8 protein-coding genes are annotated in these 15,875 nt (G+C 74.2%); 1 reads left to right on the top strand and 7 read right to left on the bottom strand.

Annotated elements, in window-relative coordinates:
- Positions 1 to 117 precede the first annotated feature (117 nt).
- The 4 genes from WME76_RS38710 to acnA form a co-directional block, all read right to left on the bottom strand.
- Positions 118 to 1,140, bottom strand: coding sequence for a hypothetical protein (locus WME76_RS38710; protein ID WP_437957170.1), 1,023 nt, complete (start codon positions 1,138 to 1,140; stop codon positions 118 to 120).
- Positions 1,137 to 3,404 (bottom strand): hybrid sensor histidine kinase/response regulator, encoded by a 2,268-nt coding sequence (locus WME76_RS38715; protein ID WP_437957171.1) that lies wholly within the window; start codon positions 3,402 to 3,404, stop codon positions 1,137 to 1,139. The genes WME76_RS38710 and WME76_RS38715 overlap by 4 nt, the downstream gene beginning before the upstream one ends.
- 4 nt (positions 3,405 to 3,408) lie before the next feature.
- Positions 3,409 to 4,710, bottom strand: a complete 1,302-nt coding sequence (gene serS, locus WME76_RS38720) for a serine--tRNA ligase (RefSeq protein WP_437957172.1) — start codon at positions 4,708 to 4,710, stop codon at positions 3,409 to 3,411.
- 126 nt (positions 4,711 to 4,836) lie between these two features.
- The gene (acnA, locus tag WME76_RS38725) at positions 4,837 to 7,590 is read right to left on the bottom strand and encodes an aconitate hydratase AcnA (RefSeq protein ID WP_437957173.1); all 2,754 of its coding nucleotides are present in this window, start codon (positions 7,588 to 7,590) and stop codon (positions 4,837 to 4,839) included.
- 61 nt (positions 7,591 to 7,651) lie between these two features.
- Between acnA and WME76_RS38730 the strand changes: the two genes are divergently transcribed.
- Positions 7,652 to 8,509: an SOS response-associated peptidase gene (locus WME76_RS38730; RefSeq protein ID WP_437957174.1), complete on the top strand. Its 858-nt coding sequence runs from the start codon at positions 7,652 to 7,654 to the stop codon at positions 8,507 to 8,509.
- A gap of 22 nt (positions 8,510 to 8,531) precedes the next feature.
- On the opposite strand, the gene WME76_RS38735 is transcribed toward WME76_RS38730, so the two are convergent.
- The 3 genes from WME76_RS38735 to WME76_RS38745 all read right to left on the bottom strand — a co-directional run bounded on the left by WME76_RS38735 (position 8,532) and on the right by WME76_RS38745 (position 15,854).
- Positions 8,532 to 9,299: a hemerythrin domain-containing protein gene (locus tag WME76_RS38735; RefSeq protein WP_437957175.1), complete on the bottom strand. Its 768-nt coding sequence runs from the start codon at positions 9,297 to 9,299 to the stop codon at positions 8,532 to 8,534.
- A 428-nt stretch (positions 9,300 to 9,727) separates the two neighbouring features.
- On the bottom strand, positions 9,728 to 12,022 hold the full coding sequence (locus tag WME76_RS38740) for a sulfatase-like hydrolase/transferase (RefSeq protein WP_437957176.1): 2,295 nt from the start codon (positions 12,020 to 12,022) through the stop codon (positions 9,728 to 9,730).
- A gap of 109 nt (positions 12,023 to 12,131) precedes the next feature.
- Positions 12,132 to 15,854, bottom strand: coding sequence for a response regulator (locus WME76_RS38745; protein WP_437957177.1), 3,723 nt, complete (start codon positions 15,852 to 15,854; stop codon positions 12,132 to 12,134).
- Positions 15,855 to 15,875 lie beyond the last annotated feature (21 nt).

A 15,875-nucleotide genomic window follows, 5' to 3' on the forward strand; every position in this document is an offset into this window, starting at 1 on the left:
GATCTGGGCCCGTCTCCTGTGCGGGTGACCGCCGCTCTGGAACGCATGTACCAGAGACCGAGGAAGGCCGCTTTACTGCTCGTTCCGGGCGATCTCGCCCGCTGCGTCCGGCGCGGATCAGGCGCGGATCGTCACGCCGTGGCCGCGGTCGTCCGTGAGGATCTCGAACGCCGCGCGCCGCGCCGTCGTCAGGGTCTCGACCCCGACCTCGCGGCCCAGGCTCTTCCGCCGCAGCGTGAGGGTGCAGGCCGCGATCTTCGTGTTGAGGCAGTGCTTCACGCCGCCGGGCGGGTTCCTGTAGGCGAGGCCGACGAAGTCGCCCGGCTGCGCGGAGATCTGCCCTTCGACGCTCAGCGCGGCGGTCTCCGTCCGGAAGCGCCAGGTGAAGTAATCGAACGAGGCCTCGGCCCGGACGGCCTGGAGCAGGGAGCTCAGCGCGATCTCCTCGCCCCGGTGGCGCAGGACCAGGGGCGTCATGCTCGGCGTCCAGAGCGGCCCGACCTTCAGGCGCGCCGTCGCGACCTCCAGGAAGCTGTCCGGGTGGCTGTCGAAGCCCGCGACCTGCCCCCAGGCGTACAGGTCCGTGTGCTTCGTCCCCCAGTTGTGGTTCTGGCTGCCCACCCAGCCCGACACGTCCACGTCGCGCCCGGAGACGCGGAGGACGCCACTGTAGGCGCAGAGCGGCGCGCCGACCAGCGCCTTCGCCTTCGGCAGCGGGGCGTCGTAGAGCGCCCCCGGCAGCAGCAGGAGCGGCTCCCCGCCGCCCTCGTACGCGAGGTCCCAGGCGATGGCGTCCTCCCCCTCGCCGACCGCGCCGGCGAGCTTGCCGGGGCGAAGGCGGGCGGCGTCGACGTCGACCGAGAAGGCGTCGCGGGCGAACGAGCAACGCCCGGCGAACGGGACCTCGCGCCTGGCGACCGCGTGGCGCCCCGACTCGCCGTTGAAGTAGACGGCCCAGAGCTCGCCCTCGGCGGCCTCGGGCCGGCTGGCCGGGCTGAAGAGCGTGTACCGGATCCAGAAGGCGAGCGGGCGCGTCGGGTGGTTCGCGCGCTGGAAGAAGCTCTCGTAGAAGCCCTCGCGCTGCCCCGGCCGGTAGCGCGCGTGGTTCGCCCGCTCGCGGACCGCCCCCGCGTCCGTCACCTGGCGCCCCGCTTCTGCCCGCCGCTGAGGAGGTCGGCGATGACCCGCTCCAGGTCGTCGAGCGAGATCGGCTTGGCGATCTTCGGGTTGTCCACCCGCTCGACGAACTCGCGCGCGGTCGGCGTGAAGGCGCCGCCGGACATGAAGGCCATCTTCGGCTGGAGCTGCGGGAACCGCTCGCCGATCTCGTCGTACAGGGCCATCCCGCTCATCTGCGGCATCAGCAGGTCGCAGACGATCGCGTCGATCTGGCCGCCGCGGTCCCGCAGGAGGTCGAGCGCCTCGTGGCCGCTCTTCGCCACGAGCACCTCGTGCCGCTCCTCGAACGCGCGCGCGAACGCGTTGAGGAGCATCGGCTCGTCGTCGACGAAGAGGATCGTCCCGCGCGACGAGGGGCGCGGCGGCTCGGGCGGCGGCCGCAGCGCGGGCAGATCCGCGGGGTTGAGCCCCGTCAGGCGGATCGTGAAGACGGTGCCGACGCCGGGCTGGCTCGACACCGTCATCGTGCCGTGCTGCTCCTCGACGATGTTGCGCGACACCCAGAGCCCGATCCCCGGGCGGGCGCTCTCTTCCTTCGTCGTGAAGAACGGGTCGAAGATCCGCTCGACGACCTCGGGGGTCATGCCGCGCGCGTTGTCCTCCACCTCGACGTGGTGCACCCCGTCGTCGAAGCGCGTCGTCACGCGCACCATGTTCTCGTCGCGCGGGCGGTTCGGCATCGCCTGCGCCGCGTTGATGAACAGGTTCACGAACACCTGCGAGAGCTTGCCCGGGTAGCCGACGAGCGGGGGCATCTCGCCGTACCGGCGCTCGATGCGGCAGAGCTGGCTGAGCTGCGGGCCCGTCATGCGCAGCGCGAGCTCGATCACGTCGACGAGGTCGACCCGCTCGGGCTTGCGCTCGCTGCTGCTCGAGAAGAGGTTGAGGTCCGTCACGATGTCCCGCATCCGCTCGACGCCCGCGAGCGCCTCGTGGCAGGACCGGTCGATGAGGTCGATGGCGCGGAGCAGGTCCTCGTAGGAGCCCGAGGCGACGGGGCGCGCCGCGGAGACGAGCTTGTGCGCCCCGCTCCGGATCTGCTCGAGGTTCGCCATCACCCACGCCATGGGGTTGTTGAGCTCGTGCGCGACGCTCGCGGCGACCTGGCCGATCGAGGCGAGCTTCTCGCTGTGGAGGATCTGCGCGCGGCGCGCGACCTCCTCGGTGACGTCGCGCATCAGCGCGAGCGAGGCGTCCTCGCCGTAGAGCCGCGTGATCCGGACCGTCATGACCTTGGTCAGGCCGGCGCGCGTCGCGCAGCGGACGGTGGCCTCCCGCGGCGCCTCGGCGCGGGACGCGCTCATCACGAGCGCGCGCAGGACAGGCACGTCCGCCGCGACGGCCAGGGCGGTGATCGGCCGGCCGATCCAGGCCTGCCGCGAGTGCCCGAAGAGCACCTCGAACCGCACGTTCAGCCGCGTCAGCATGCCCTCCTGATCGATCGTCGCGAGGACGTCCGACGAGAGCTCGACGATCTCGCGGTAGCGCTCCTCGGAGGCGAACAGCGAGCGCTGGGCGTACGCCTCGGCGAAGCGGTGCTCGAACTGGAGCAGCAGCGCGTCGACGGCGCGGAGCACGTCGATCGACGACGAGCCGTCCGTGACGCCCTCGTCGTGCGTCGTGTCGAGCACGCCCGCGACCGCGGTGCGGAACTCGGAGGCGGCGATCAGCGGGCCGCTGATCGAGTAGCCGGTCGCGTAGCGCTGCTCGACGAGGTGCGTGATGAACTGGTCGAGCAGCTCGGCGCTGCCGTCCTCGAGGATCCTGGTGAACGCGGCGAGCCAGGAGCGGACGTTCTCCGTCACCTCGCCCACGGGCCGATCGGTGTACCGGCCCCGCTCCGGCGGCAGCGCCAGCACGTTCTCGATCCAGTCGTCGATCAGCTCGTCCTTGTGCCGCTTGCAGAGCTCGAGCAGCCGCCGGCGCGCGAGCGCCATCGACGTCTCCGCGTGGCTCGGCGCGTGGACCGGCGGCGCGTGCGAGCGGCGCTCGCCGTCCCCTCCTTCGCGCGAGCTCCTCGGCCCTGGGAGCTGCGACCGGCGTTCACCGTGCCCTCCCTCGCGCGAGCTCCTCGGCTCGGGGAGCTGCGACCGGCGCTCGCCCTCCCCTCCTTCGCGCGAGCTCCTCGGCTCGGGGAGCTGCGACCGGCGCTCGCCCTCCCCTCCCGCGTCGCGCGCGCCCCTCGCCTCCGGAAGCTCGCGCCTGGCCTCCTCGTCCGCTGCCATGATGCTACCTGCCGCGGAGGACCTCGCAGCCCATGAACGCCCGGAGCGGCTCGGGGACGACCACCGTCCCGTCCGCCTGCTGGTACTGCTCGAGGATCGCGATGACCGTCCGCCCGACCGCGAGCGCCGACCCGTTCATCGTGTGGACCAGCCGCGGCTTCGCCTTCGGCTCCGGCCGGTAGCGGATCTGCGCGCGCCGCGCCTGGAAGTCGCCGAAGTTCGAGCAGCTCGAGATCTCGCGGTAGACCCCCTGGCCCGGCAGCCACACCTCGAGGTCGTAGGTCTTCTGCGCGCCGAAGCCGAGATCGCCGGTGCAGAGCGCGGAGACGCGGTAGTGCAGGCCGAGGCGCTTCAGGACCTCCTCCGCGTGCGCGGTGAGCAGCTCGTGCTGGCGCGGCGAGTCCTCGGGCGTCGAGAACCGCACGAGCTCGACCTTGTCGAACTGGTGCTGCCGGATGAGCCCCCGCACGTCGCGCCCGTGGCTGCCCGCCTCGCTGCGGAAGCACGGCGTGTACGCCGTGTACGCGATCGGCAGCGACGCGCCGTCGAGGATCTCGTCGGCGTGGAGGTTCGTCACCGGGACCTCGGCCGTCGGGATGAGGTAGAGGTCGTAGGCCCTGTCGGGGTCGCTCTTCTGCGTCTTGAACAGGTCCTCGGCGAACTTGGGGAGCTGGCCCGTGCCGAACAGCGCCGAGTCCTTCACGAGGAACGGCGGCAGCACCTCGAGGTAGCCCTGCTCGCGCGTGTGCAGGTCGAGCATGAACGAGATGAGCGCCCGCTCGAGGCGGGCGGCGGCGCCCATCAGGACGGTGAACCGCGCGCCCGAGAGCTTCGCCGCGCGCTCGAAGTCGAGGATGCCGAGGGCGGTGCCGATGTCCCAGTGGTTCTTCGGGGTGAACGAGAAGCTCGGCTTGTCGCCCCACGTCCTGAGGACCACGTTGTCCTGGTCGCCCGCGCCGTCGGGCGCCGAGGGATCCGGCAGGTTCGGGATGCCGGAGAGCAGCTCGGTCATGCGCTTCTCCAGCTCGGAGACGACCTGCTCGGCCTCCTTGATCCTCGCGGACAGGGCCTTCAGCTCGTCGCGCTTCTGCGCGAACTCGGGCGACTTCTTGTCGAGGCGCGCCATCGCGTCGTTCGCCGCGTTGCGCTGCGCCTGCCACCCCTCGAGCTCCTGGATCCGCGACCTCCGCGCGCTGACCGTGGAGGCGAAGTCGTCTCCGAGGGCAGCGGCGGCGGCGGGCGAGCGACGAGCAAGCGCCGCGCGCACCTCATCGAGGTGATCTGCGACGTGGCGGGGATCGAGCATGCGCCAGGGTTTAGCCGAAGCGCGCACGGGCGTCAGCAGCCGCGACGCGGCGCGCCCTGATTACGGCGGGGTCCGCTCCCCGCCCGGCTGCACTCCAGCGCGCGGGGAGCGGCGTGTCGAGCGGGGCTAGGCCGAGGCGCCCAGGCTGCGCAGCACGAACTGGAGGATGCCGCCGTGCTGGTAGTAGTCGACCTCGTTCGGCGTATCGATGCGCGCGGTGACGGTGAACGTCGTCGTCTTCCCGCCCTCGCCGGTCGCGACCACGTTCAGCTTCTTGCCCGGCGTGAGGTTGTCCGAGATGCCGCCGATCTCGAACACCTCGCGGCCGGTGAGCCCGAGCGTGGACGCGTCCTCGCCCGGCGCGAACTCGAGCGGGAGCACGCCCATGCCGACCAGGTTCGACCGGTGGATGCGCTCGAAGCTCTTCGCGATGACCGCGCGCACGCCGAGCAGCTTCGTCCCCTTGGCCGCCCAGTCGCGCGACGACCCGGTGCCGTACTCGGCGCCCGCGATCACGAGCAGCGGCACGCTCTCCGACTTGTACCGCATGGCCGCGTCGTAGATCGTCGTCTTCTCGCCGTCGGGCAGGTGCACCGTGATGCCGCCCTCCTCGCCCGGGCGCAGGAGGTTCTTCAGGCGGATGTTCGCGAACGTCCCGCGCATCATCACCTCGTGGTTGCCGCGGCGGGCGCCGTACGAGTTGAAGTCGGCGGGCGCGACGCCGTGCTCGACCAGGTACTTCGCGGCGGGGCTGTTCTTGGCGATGTTGCCGGCCGGGGAGATGTGGTCGGTCGTCACCGAGTCCCCGAGCAGCGCGAGCACGCGCGCGCTCCGGATGTCGCTGAGCGGCGCCGGGTCCTTCGACAGCCCCTCGAAGAACGGCGGCCTGCGCACGTACGTCGAGGCCTCGTCCCACACGAACGTCTGGCCGCCGGGGACCGACAGGCTCTGCCACTCCTCGTCGCCGGCGAAGACGTTCTCGTACTGCACCTGGAACTGCTCGGGCCGCACCGCCGTCCGGATGGCCTCGTTGACCTCGGCCGAGCTGGGCCAGATGTCCTTGAGGTACACCGGCTCGCCGTTGCGATCCGCGCCGATCGGCTCCTTGAAGAGGTCGGCGTCGACGTCCCCGCGCAGCGCGTAGGCGACGACGAGCGGCGGCGAGGCGAGGAAGTTCATCCGCACGTGCTGGTTGATGCGGCCCTCGAAGTTGCGGTTGCCCGACAGGACGCTCGCCACGACGAGATCGTTGTGGCGGACCGTGTCGCCGATCACGTCCGGCAGCGGCCCGGAGTTGCCGATGCACGTCGTGCATCCGTAGCCGACCAGGTGGAAGCCGAGCGCCTCGAGGTACGGCAGGAGCCCGGCCTGGCGCAGGTAGTCGGAGACGACCTTGGACCCGGGGGCGAGCGACGTCTTCACCCACGGCTTCACCGTGAGCCCGCGCTCGACCGCCTTCTTCGCGAGGAGGCCCGCGCCGAGCATGACCGCCGGGTTCGACGTGTTCGTGCAGGACGTGATCGCGGCGATCACGACCGAGCCGTGACGCAGGGTGTACCGCGTGTCGCCCTCGGCGACGTCCGCCGGGCGCATGACCTTCTCGAGCGCGGGGACGCGCGCCGCGGCGGTGCCGGTCTCCTCGTCGAGGAACGCCTTCACCGCGGCCGGGTCGGCGGCGGTGAACTCCTTCTCGAGCATGCCCTGGAGCGACGTGCGGAAGGCGCGCTTCGCGTCGCGCAGGGGGACGCGGTCCTGCGGCCGCTTCGGCCCGGCGATCGACGGCTCGACGTTGCCGAGGTCGAGCGAGAGCGTGTCGCTGAAGACGGGATCGGGGGTGTTGTCCGTGCGGAACAGCCCCTGCTCCTTGTAGTAGGCCTCGACGAGCGCGACGAGCGGGGCGGGCCGGCCGGTGAAGCGCAGGTAGGCGATCGTCTCGTCGTCGACAGGGAAGAAGCCGATGGTGGCGCCGTACTCGGGCGCCATGTTGGCGATCGTGGCGCGGTCCGGGAGCGAGAGCGCGCTCAGGCCGGGGCCGTAGAACTCCACGAACTTCCCGACCACCTTCTTCTGCCGCAGCATCTGGGTGACCGTGAGGACGAGATCGGTCGCGGTGGCGCCCTCGGGCAGGGTGCCGTGGAGCTTGAAGCCCACGACCTCGGGGATGAGCATCGAGAGCGGCTGGCCGAGCATCGCCGCCTCGGCCTCGATGCCGCCGACGCCCCAGCCGACGACCCCGAGCCCGTTGATCATCGTGGTGTGCGAGTCGGTCCCGACGAGCGTGTCCGGGTAGACCAGCGTGCCCTGCCGCATGACGGCGCCCGCGAGGTACTCCAGGTTGATCTGGTGGCAGATGCCCTGGTCGGGCGGCACCACGCGGAAGTTCGTGAACGCCTGCGCTCCCCAGCGGAGGAAGGCGTAGCGCTCCTCGTTCCGCTCGAACTCGAGCGCCGCGTTCACCTTCAAGGCCGTCGAGGACGCGAACCGATCGACCTGGACCGAATGGTCGATCACGAGGTCGACGGGCTGGAGCGGGTTGATCTTGAGCGAGTCGCCGCCGAGCTTCGCGAGCGCCTCGCGCATGGCCGCGAGGTCGACGACGGCCGGGACGCCCGTGAAGTCCTGGAGCAGCACGCGCGCGGGGTGGAAGGCGATCTCCTGCGACGGGCGAGCCTTCGGGTCCCAGTTGAGGACGGCTTCCACGTGGTCCTTGCGCACGACGCGGCCGTCCTCGTGGCGGAGGAGGTTCTCCAGGAGGATGCGGAGCGAGAACGGGAGCTTGTCGAGCGAAGCGCCGCCCTGCGCCAGCGAGGTGAGCTTGTAGTAGGTGTATGTATCGGCTTGAATCGTCAGCGTGCTCTTCGTGCCAAAGCTGTCCACCATGCGGCCTCCTCCAACGTCCGGAGCGCCCTTGTAGGCGCGCCGAAGGCGCTAATCTAGTGTTATGTGCGCGCGCTTTACCCTCGCCGTTCCGGACTTTGCCGCCCTCGTGGCGATGCTCGAGGCGTCCCTCGGCGCGGGCGGCGCGGGCGCCGGCCCCGCCCGCGCGATCGACGCCGACCCGAATGCGGCCGCCCGCTACCGGCCCCGCTACAACATCGCCCCTTCGACCGTCCACCCCGTGCTGCGCGCGCAGGACGGCCGCCGCGCGCTCGTGCCCGCGACCTGGGGCTTCGTGGGGCGCTTCGCCAGGGGGAGCGCGGGGCAGACGCTCCTCGCGAACGCGCGGGCCGACGGCGCGCGGACGAAGCCGACGTTCCGGGAGGCGTTCGCGGCGCGCCGCTGCGTCGTGCCGGCGGACGGCTTCTACGAGTGGACCGGGCCGAAGGGCGCGCGGCGTCCGACGTGGTTCCACCCCGCGGGCGGCGGCCTGCTCCGCATGGCGGGGCTGTGTCAGCCGGCGAAGGACCCCGACACGGGAGACGTCGACCTCCGCTTCACGATCCTGACCACCGAGGCGAGCGCCGACGTCGCGCCGGTCCACGACCGCATGCCGGTCCTCCTGGACCCCGGGGACGTGGACCTCTGGCTCGGCTTCGCCGACGGCGCGGACGCGGACCGGGCCGAGGCGCTGCTCCGGCCGGCGCGTCCCGGCACGCTCGCCGCGCGCCCCGTCTCGCCGCGGGTCAACTCGGTCGGCCACGACGACCCTGCCCTGCTGGAGGAGGCCGCGGCGGAGGCCGCCGCCCCCAGGGCCCCTGCCCCGAAGGCCGCCGCCCCGAAGGCCGGCGGCACGCTTCCGCTGTTCGATCTGGATGGCGCGGGGCCCGCCGTCCCCTCCGGACGGACCTCGCGCCGCTGACGTGCGCTGACGGGCGCCGGCGTCAACGCGCGGAGGCGCTGCTCGAGCGACCGCCCTTGCGGCCCGTGCGGGTCGTCTTCGCCGGCCGGCTCGGCTTGCGCGTGGGCGCGGCCCGCCCGGTCTTCGCCGGCGCCGTCTCGGCTGCCTTCTTCCGCCCGGTCGTGGACGCGGCCGCGGCGCCGCGGCGGCCCTTCTGGGCGCCCCGCGCCGGCTCGGCGCGCTGCGTCGACGCGCGCTTCGCGGGCGGACGCTTGGCCGCCGCGGCCTTGCGGGCCGCCGGCTTCGCCGCCCGGCCGCGGCGGCTGGTGGTGGCGGGCATGCTCTTCGCGACGCTCTGGCTCAGGAGCGCCTCGACGTTGCTCTCGCGCACCTGGACGAAGCGCGACTCCAGGCGGTCGCCGAGCGCCTCGAGGCGCTCGGCGCCCATGGCGCTCTCGAGCTGGGGGAAGAGCTCCTGCTCCTCCTCCTGGACGTGGTGCTGCACCAGCTCCTTGAGCACCTTCAGCCTGGCGTGAAAGCTTTCGTCACCCGGGTCGGTGCTGAGCAATTTCTGCAACATGATGTGGACGAGGGAGTGCTCCTCGTACGAGGTCGGGATCAGGGGGGAGGCGCCGAGCGCCGCCCGGGACTCGGGGTAGAAGATCTCCTCCTCGATGGCCGCGTGGCCCACGAGGTTCGCCACCAGCTCGTCGCGCAGCGCGTTGATCTCGTTGCCGCTGGCCTGCGACATGCGCTCGAAGAGCTCGTCGACTTCCTGGTGCTGCTCCTTCAATAGGTCGGTCGCCTTCATGCGGGGACTCCTCTCACGGAAAGATGAAGCGCCGTCGAGGCGCTCTGCCCTGTGCGGGTCTCGGCGTTTGCGCGAAGCATGCCAGCCGCCCGGCGCGCGCGGAGCGCGCGCATCACGCGCACGCCGGCGCGCGCGGGGCGAGCGCGTCACGCGCACGCGCGGGCGCGGGCGTACGTCGCTCGACGCGGGGCTTACGTCGCTCGGCGCGCGGGCGTACGTCGCTCGACGCGCGCGGAGCGGGGCACGATGCCTCGCAGCGGGGCATCATGACGTCGCGGGATCGCGCTCTCGCGCGGCCTGCGCGATGTCGCGGACGCCCTCGCTCGCGCCGGCGCGCCGCCGGGCGCCGTCAGCGGGCTCTGCTCCGCGAGCGCTGGGCGTCGGCCGCGGGCGCGCGTCGCGCGGGCCTCATTGCGCGTCCCGACCCCTCATTGCGCGCCCCAGACGTTGAGCACGGCCGCCGTCTCCGCGTCGATCGTGGCGGGCTCCCGCTGCGCCACGGGCGCGCGCACGGACAGGTCGAACGTGACGGTGCGCCGGAAGAGGGCCATGGTGGCGAGCGGCATCACGTCGCGGCGGTTGAAGGCGCAGGTCGGGTCCACGTCGAGGTCGCAGAGAAAGGGGGGAACGCCGAGCCGCCCTGAAAGCACGAGGTTGCCCCAACGCGTGGAGTAACGATCGCCGAGCGCGGCGATCTGGGGCTCGCGCTCGACGCCCTCGAGGCCCGAGGCGACGGCCGCCAGATCCTTCCCGAGCGGTTTGCGGGCGAACGAGAGGCCGAGGGAGGCGATCGCGGTGCGCGCGATGTCGATGATCTCGGTCGGGGTAGAGACGCGCTGGCCGGCGTAAAGGTCACCGGGAAAGTGGACATAAAGCGGGAGCGCCAGGACCGGCTCCTGGAGGTCCAGGCCCTCGGCGTAGAGCGCGCCGTCGGAGCGGCCGCTGGCGAGGTCGCCGGTCACGATGAAGAGGGTCTCGTCCCACAGGCCGGCGGCCTTGAGGGTTCCGATGAGGTTGCCGAGGGCGCGGTCCTGGCTGGCGAGCGCGATGGTGAAGAGGTCGCGGATGCGGTCCCGGTCGTCGGGGCTGAGGACATCGCGGCGCCGGTTCCGCAGCCTGGCCAGCACCTGGCCGGCGCGGCGCGGCTCGATCGGGCCGGCGTAGTCGGCGGGCTTGAGGGCGTTCAGCTCCTTCGGGCTGACCTCCCAGGGCGGATGGCCGCCGCGCGCGTGGACGAACGCGAGCAGGCGGTTCGCGGAGTCCTGGCGGACGGTCTCGCTGATCCAGGCGGCGGCGGCGTCGAGCGGGGTGGTGGAGGGCTCGCCGCTCGTCGGCGGGTGCTCGAGGACACGGGACCAGCCGGGCCCGAAGCCGAACGCCCGGAAGGTGGTGGGGACGCCGGTGAAGAACCCGGTCCGGACGCTGCTGTCGCTCGCGATGGCGCCGATGGTCGTCGTGCGGGCGGGGAGGCGGGCCCCGGTGTCGGTGACGGTGTGCGCCGACGGCGGCAGGCCGGTGAGCAGCGACGCGATCACGGAGGACACGACCGTGCTCGGCGCCCGGTGGTGGTCGAACGTCGTGGCGGACGCGGCGAGGTCGGAGAGCGTCGCGAGGCCCGGCTCCGGGCGAGCGCTCCACGGGGGCAGATCGGGCCGCTCGACCCCGTTCAGGGCGACGATCACCACGGCGCGCGCCGGGGGCACGGACGGCGGCGGCTCCGGCGATCCGGCGAGGACGGGGTCGCCGAAGAGGACGCGCGCGCCGCGGGTCGCGGCGGCGGCCCGGAGCTCGAGGGAGATGAGCGAGCCCGCGAACGGCGCGAGCGGCAGCTCGACGTCGGTCCAGGTTGCCTTGTCGCCGCCCTCGACGTGGACGCGGTGGAGCACCATGGGCTCCTGGCCGTCGCGCAGGACGCGGATCTCGGCGTCCCCTTCGCCGGAGCCCAGCACGCCGACGGCGGTGCGGAGGCGGCTCGCCCTGGAGGGACGGAAGGCGCAGCGGACGGCGCCGGGGGCGCGCAGCGCGATCGACCGGTGCGGGACGCCCGACAGCGCGGCGGCGGGCGCGACGACGTCGCGCAGGGTCGGGGGGCCGTAGGTGGACGGGTCCTCGTCGGGGATGCCGACGCGGACCCAGTCGACGTCGGCGAACGACTCCCCCTCGCGCAGCCGTCCGGAGAACCGCACGGTGAGCGTGTGCAGGCCGGGGTCGGCGGGGAGCGAGGTGATCGAGGTCGAGGCGATGCGGATCTGGTCGCGCTGGAAGCGGAGCGTCCCGAGGAGCTGGTCGTCCAGGGAGACGGTGGCGTACCGGGAGGCGAGCCCGACCGCGCGGGCGGACACGAAGATGGGGCTCGCGGACGGCAGGACGAACGTGAGCTTGATCTGCCGCTCCGAGATGCGCGCCCAGGTGGAGCCGGCGTGCTCGACGGCGTGGATGCCGGTGGGCGCGCTCCCCTGCCAGGCGAAGCGGCCCAGGAGCGCGCCCGCGCCTGTATCGAACAGGAGGCCTCGGTGCTCGAGGTCGCAGATCGGCAGCTCGTCGACGAGGTGCACGAGGTCGCGCGCCGGGGGCAGCGGCGCCGCCGCGGGGGTCGCCGACGCCACGACGGCGCCGGCCGGGAGGTCGCGGGTGGACGACTCGCACCCGGTGCAGCCGGACAGGAGCGCGGCCGCGGCGGAGAGGAGCGCGAGCGCGGGAGAGGGGTGGGGAGTTCGGGTCACGCGGGCGCGCACGGGGCGTGCTCTATCACGAGCGGCGTTCCCTGCCCGTGGCTGGGCGCGCAGGGGAGCGCGGGCAGTCCGGCCGTCTGCGCGGCGCGTCGGGCGAGGGTCAGCGGCGCCACGGCGGCGCGATGCGGAGCCGGGTGAGGCGGCCGGCCTTGACGAGCGCGAAGCGCACGCGCTCCTCGTCGCGGAGCTTCGCCCGGATCTCGTAGACGCCGGCCTTCGGGGCGAGCGGCAGCTTGACGCTGCCGGTGCCCACCTTCCGCCCGTCCACGAAGAGCGTGTCGCCCGATCCGGCGGTCACCTCGAGCATGCCGTGCCCCTCGGGCACCTTGTGCTCGGCGGTGAGCGGCAGGTCCTCGGGGACCACGGGGTTGGCCGTGGTCTCGCCGACCGGCCCGGCGGCAACCCCGGTCGGCGCGGCGTCGACGGCCGGTACGGCGGCGGCGCCCGGCGCGACGGCGACGGCCGGCGTGACAGCGGCGCCGGGCGCGCCGGCTGCAGCGGGCTCGGCGGCGGGCGGGCCTGGCGGGGCGGCGACGGGCTGGGCGCCCTGCAGCTCGTGATCGCGCGACAGCCGCGCGCCCACCGCGAAGACGAACGCCGCCACCGCGAAGAGGACCCACATGGTCATGCGGTTGTCGCGGGCCGGCGGGAGCTGGGTGGGCACATAGGCGGACGGACGGCGCACCCGGCGTGGCGTCGGCGACTCGTCGATGGCGGGCGCCGGCGCGGGCGCTGCGGCCCGCGCAGCGGGCGGAGCGGGCGCCTTGAGCGCCGCGGGCGGCGCCTCGACGACGGGCGGCGGCTGGAGCGAGCCCAGCGTCACCAGCCGCTCAGGCTTCGGGTACTCGAGCGCCGGCAGCGTGGCTCCCGGCCGGCGCGGCGCCGGCGCGACGCCTGGCACCGCCGGCGTCACGCTCGCCAGGGCCGCGGCCTCGGCCGGCGTGGTCCACGTCGCCCGCGCGCTCAGCACATCGCCCTGGAGCTCCGCGAACTCCCGCGGGACGCGGGCGCTGGCCACCGTCTTCGCCTCGGTCTTGCGCGCGCTGGCGAGCGCGAGCGTCTCGTCCTCCCCGTCGACCGACACCACGGGAATGGACGCCGCCGACCCGGGCGCGGACATCGCGGAGATCGGCGCCGCCGACCCGGGCGCGGACATCGCGGAGATCGGCGCCGCAGAGCCGGGCGCGGACATCACGGAGATCGGCGCCGCAGAACCGGGCGCCGCAGAACCGGGCGCCGCCGAGCCGGGCGCCGGCATCGCCGAGATCGGCGCCACCGACCCGGGCACCACCGTGACCTGGTCGTCGGCGAGCTCGAAGGGCGCGCGCGACGACGCGACCGCCGCATCCCCGCCGAGCTCCGGCGGCAGCGCGATCACCGGAGCAGCCCGCTCCGGTGCGCGCCGCACGCCGCGGAGCGTCTCCTCCTCGCACGTCACGGCGGGCGCGAGCAGGTCGTCCCCGTCGCGGCCGATCACGCGCCGCACGCCGCCGCGCGCCGCGACGTCGTTCAGCACGTCCTCGACCAGGCTCGCGGCGAACTCGCCCGAGGTGATGACCGACCGCGGCGAGACCCCCCGCGCGAGCGCCCGCAGGAGCGACCGCGCCGGCTCGGGCGTCGCGTCCGCGGTGGCGCCCATCCCCTCCAGATCCAGGATGACGCGCTCGACCTGCATCAACGGCGGCCCGTGGAGCAGCCGCTGGGCAGCCCGGGCGGCGGCGATCGAGGGCACGAGCTGCTCGGCGAGCGTCCCCTCGAACCCGGGTCGCGGCGGCGCCGCGAGCTCGCTCTCCGGCGCCGGCGCCACGGCGAAGCGGCCGGAGCCGACGCCGAGCAGCGCCGCGAGCACCGCGGGGCCGCGGTGGAACGTCCCGTCCTGCGCCGTCCGCGTCGCCCCCGCCGGGCGGCCGTCCTTGATCAGCACCTCGTACAGGAACGCGGCGTCGCGCACCGACACGAGCGCGTCGGGCCGGTGCGCGCAGGAGAGCGACAGCAGCGTCCGCGTGGTCATGCCGTCGAGGCGCCCGCGCACCTCGCCGCCCGTCGCGATGCGCTCGGCCACGCGCCTCCGGCCCCGCAGGACCTCGTGCACCCGCTGCACGAACGCCGCGGCGCTCGCCTCCTTGCGGAGGTAGCCGTCGGCCTGGGCGCCGAGGTCGCGGAGCCGCTGGAGCAGGTCCTCCTTCCAGGACAGCAGGATGACCGGCACGTCGCGCAGCGCCACGTCGCGCTTGAGCGCGCGGCAGAGCGCGAAGCCGTCGAGGCGCGGCATGAGCACGTCGCTCACGACCAGGTCGGGGGTCGTCTGGTACGCGAGGTCGAGCGCCCGCGCGCCGTCGTGCGCCTCGTGCACGGTCGCCCCCGCGGCCCGGAGCACGCCGGCGAGGAACCACGTCACCGCCGGATCGTCGTCCGCGACCACGATGTCCATCGCGCCGAGCGCCGTGACGCCGGGCGCCGCGGCGGACGCCCCGGCGCCGCGCGCCGGCGCCTTCGCGCGGACCTCGCTGTGCTGCCGCGGGCGCTCGCCCTCGGCGGCGCTCGGCGCGCTCATCCACGGCGCGAGCGGCAGCGCGCCCTCCGGCCCGTTCGGCGAGAACCGCACGCCGCCCTGCGAACGGATCGTCACGAGGTCGCGGATCCGCGCGACCGCGCCCCAGAGCGCCGCGAGCACCTCGGCCCCATCGCCGAGATCCACGTGCGCCCCGCGGCTCCTCGGCTCTGCGGCGTCGCAGAGGCCCCGGCGCAGCTCCTCTGCGAGGCGCGCCCCGAGCTCGTCGAGGCTCACCGGCCCGAGCGGCCCGCGCGCCGCGCGCGTGTCGCCCGAGCGCACGCAGGTCGCGGCGGCCTCTGCGGCGGCGCGGCGGAGCGCGTCGGGCGACACAGGCTTCGCGAGCGCGCGCGCGGCGCCGAGCGCCACGTAGGGGGCCGCGTCCTCCGGCCGCGCGAAGCGGCCGACGGCGACCAGCGGGACCAGCTCCGTCAGCGGATCGCCGGCGAGCGCCTCGGCGAGCGCGCGCGCTCCGGGCAGGTCCGCGTCGAGCAGGACCACGTCCGGCGCGAACGCGCGAGCGAGGTCGATGGCCGTGTCCACCTCGTCGGTCCGCTCCACCTCGAACGACGGCCCCGCGTCGGCGTCGCCCGGCTCGAGCGCCTCGGCGAGCGGCGCGCCGCCCACGACGAGCGCCGTGATCGGCGCCTCGAGCGCCGCGGTCGCCGGCGCCTCGGCGGGCGCCGCCGGCTCGGCGCTGCGCAGGCCGGACGAGCGCGGGCTCGCCTCCTCGTCCTCGTCGATCGTGAGCGGCTCGGGCGCGAGCCCGCGCCCGTTGCTCACGCCTGCGATCCAGGTCGTGCCCTGGGTCTTCGCGCCGCCTGCCTCCGCGGCGCCCTGCCGGGCTCCGGCGCTTCGGGCGTTCGGCTGGCTCGCGGACGCCTGCTCGCGCGGCGCCGGCGCCTGCTCGCCGACCGCCGACTGCCCCCAGGCGAGGGCGGGCAGCTCCTCGAGCACCTTCCGCAGCGCCGCTGCTGCCTCGCTGGTCAGCCGCGCCCCGTTGGCGGCGACGAGCTGCGACTCCCCTTCGGCGAGCCGCTCGGACACCCGCACGAAGCGCAGGAGGCGCGCCCCGGCGCCGAGGGAGTGCAGGCGCCGCTTCAGCTCCGCGACGAGCCGCGGCGCATCGTCGTCTGCCTCGATCCGCCGGACCATCGCGCGGAGCTCGGCCACGTGGCGACCCAGGTTCGCCACGAACTCGGCCCGCGCCCCGCCCAGCCGCTCGTGCCGAGCTTCGCCCGCTGCATTGCTACGCGGTCCCGCGTGCTCCACCGCCCTCGATCCTACGCCCAT

Origin of the sequence: Sorangium sp. So ce119, from assembly GCF_051524405.1 — a bacterium.
In the GTDB taxonomy this organism is placed as follows: domain Bacteria; phylum Myxococcota_A; class Polyangia; order Polyangiales; family Polyangiaceae; genus Sorangium; species Sorangium cellulosum_G.